The organism is Methylobacterium sp. Leaf465 (genome assembly GCF_001424705.1).
Taxonomy (GTDB): domain Bacteria; phylum Pseudomonadota; class Alphaproteobacteria; order Rhizobiales; family Beijerinckiaceae; genus Methylobacterium.
The window spans coordinates 1-2,904 of record NZ_LMRA01000038.1; the positions used below are offsets into that span (position 1 = coordinate 1).

The following is a 2,904-nucleotide window of genomic DNA, read 5'->3' on the forward strand; positions in this document are numbered from 1 at the left end:
AGGCTTGCGCATCGAAGTCCGATCGCAGCGGCACCGGAGCAGCCATCGCATCCTCCTCAGGCTCCAAACCCAGGAATGAATCACGACCGAGATGCCGACGCTACCCCGCGTGAGTCCTGCTCAGCGAGGCTTGGTATAAGGTCATTGCGCGAAGCTTTTGATCGCTGTTGCCCCCCCATCGCGTGCGTGGTCGTGGGCCAGCCGTGAAGAACTCGTCCCATAACGGCTCCCGGTATGAAGCAACCTCGGCTAAACTGATGCCAGCACACCGCGGGACTGCACAGTGGCTGGATACTGCCCATAGTGGCGCGGGCCCACCGACAGCGTTACAAAGCCAGGAGCCTTGATCGTGCGGCCCAACAAGCTTTCGAAGAGGCTTACTTCCGGGCAGACGCAAACCCCGGCAGGCTGATCCATTACCGACCAGCCTCCACGCCGTGCCGGCGCGGATCCGGCCCGTCCTCGGCCATATGCGCCAGCGCCTGTCACCGCACTGGATCCGGTTTCAGCTTCTGGCCTCCTGCCTTGCAGGCAATCCATGAATATCATCAAGCATGGAACAGGCCATGATCGATAAATTGAAAATTTTCTAGCTTCAGTGACGCAATCTGCACATTTTTCAGTAGGATCGAGTCAGTGGCGCTCAAGTTTATCAGCGTGTCGGAGCCAATAGCCGTCATGTGGCTCTGAATCTCCGTAAAATCTGAGACCTGGGCAGCGTCAAGCCAAAGTGTGTCATGGCCATTACCCGAGCCTGCGTGAAACTTTGCAACCGTATCATTGCCAAAACCCGACACAAAGACGAATGTATCAGCAGCGAAACTTTTGAAGGAATCGGCTACGCCTGCCGCTGAAACAAGTGTTTGCCCAATTTGGTAGGCAGTTTGCATATGCGATCCATCGAGATTCGTCTGATTTACAAACTCTAGTTCGCCATCCCTATCGTAGCTGTCGTGCTCGGCCACGTAGCTCCGACCCGTCATATTCGACAGGTGCACGTCCTTGCTCTTGTCCGCGTGCAATTGGGTCTCGCTCGTGAGCACGCCGGCAGCGTTGAACACCTTGGTGTTGGAGATCTCCGTCCCGCCTGGCGCGTAGGTCACAACCTCACGGGTCAAGAGGCCGCCAGTGTAGGCCTGAGCCTCCGACGAACCGTCCGTGCTSAGGACCTTGTGCAGCGTGAGCGTACCCTCAGCATCGAACTGATCGACGGTCTTGGTGCCATCGCTGGCCAGCACGTAGTGGTAGTCGAGCGAGCCATCCGCATGGGTGCGCGTGGCCTCCACCAGCAGGCCGRCCGTGTCGTAGCTGTCGTGCTCGGCCACGTAGCTCCGGCCCATCAGGTTCGACAGGTACACGTCCTTGCTCTTGTCCGCGTGCAGCTGCGTCTCGCTCGTRAGTACGCCGGCAGCGTCGAACACCTTGGTGTTGGAGACCTCCGTCCCACCCGGCGCGTAGGTCACAATCTCACGGGTGAGGAGGCCGCCGGTGTAGGCCTGAGCCGTCGACGAACCGTCCGTGCCCAGGATCTTGTGCAGCGTGAGCGTACCCATCGCTGGCCAGCACGTAGTGGTAGTCGAGCGAGCCATCCGCATGGGTGCGCGTGGCCTCCACCAGCAGGCCGGCCGTGTCGTAGCTGTCGTGCTCGGCCACGTAGCTCCGGCCCGTCAGGTTCGAAAGGTACACGTCCTTGCTCTTGTCCGCGTGCAGCTGCGTCTCGCTCGTGAGTACGCCAGCAGCGTTGAACACCTTGGTGTTGGAGACCTCCGTCCCGCCCGGCGCGTAGGTCACGACCTCACGGGCGAGAAGGCCACCAACGTAGGCCTGAGCTTTCGACGAGCCATCCGTGCTCAGCTCCTTGTGCAGCGTGAGCTTACCGTTAGCATCGAACTGATCGATGGTCTTGGTGCCGTCGCTGGCCAGCACGTAGTGGTAGTCGAGYGAGCCATCCGCATGGGTGCGCGTGGCCTCCACCAGCAGGCCGGCCGTGTCGTAGCTGTCGTGCTCGGCCACGTAGGACCGRCCCGTCAGATTCGACAGGTACACGTCCTTGCTCTTGTCCGCRTGCAGCTGCGTCTCGCTCGTGAGTACGCCGGCAGCGTCGAACACCTTGGTGTTGGAGACCTCCGTCCCRCCCGGYGCGTAGGTCACAATCTCACGGGTGAGGAGGCCGCCGGTGTAGGCCTGAGCCGTCGACGAACCGTCCGTGCCCAGGATCTTGTGCAGCGTGAGCGTACCCTCAGCATCGAACTGATCGACGGTCTTGGTGCCATCGCTGGCCAGCACGTAGTGGTAGTCGAGCGAGCCATCCGCATGGGTGCGCGTGGCCTCCACCAGCAGGCCGGCCGTGTCGTAGCTGTCGTGCTCGGCCACGTAGGACCGACCCGTCAGATTCGACAGGTACACGTCCTTGCTCTTGTCCGCGTGCAGCTGCGTCTCGCTCGTGAGTACGCCGGCAGCGTCGAACACCTTGGTGTTGGAGACCTCCGTCCCGCCCGGTGCGTAGGTCGCAACTTTACGGGTGAGGAGGCCGCCGGTGTAGGCCTGAGCCTCCGACGAACCGTCGAGATGAGTTTTTCTGAGGTTACCAAGAATGCCGTTGGCATCGTAGGTGGCAACTATGTGTGATCCATCCAAATCAACTCGTGAGATCGTTGTGTTTGGCGCACCCGTTAGGGGCACATTACCCGTACCCGCTCCAAATTTTGAATAGCTGCCTGACGCGTCGGTGATGATTTCAACTGATCCCGTGAAGATCTGGTCGCGCTGAGCTGCCGTGAGCGTCAGTCCTTTGACGACGACAGTGTCCTGCCCAGCTCCGCCCTGCACCAGGTAAGCGGTGTCCGCGCTATCGACCGTGAAGGTGGTGCCCGTCGCGTTCGAGCTCTTGATGGAGCCAAGGCT

1 protein-coding gene and 1 pseudogene are annotated in these 2,904 nt (G+C 60.7%); both read right to left on the reverse strand.

All coding sequences use genetic code 11. The features are described 5' to 3' along the window. Positions 1–548 precede the first annotated feature (548 nt). Positions 549–1,553, reverse strand: coding sequence for a hypothetical protein (locus ASG51_RS17365; protein ID WP_056382132.1), 1,005 nt, complete (start codon positions 1,551–1,553; stop codon positions 549–551). Next, positions 1,468–2,904, reverse strand: a pseudogene (locus ASG51_RS24495) (hypothetical protein); the annotation flags it as partial. The pseudogene ASG51_RS24495 and the gene ASG51_RS17365, both read right to left, overlap by 86 nt.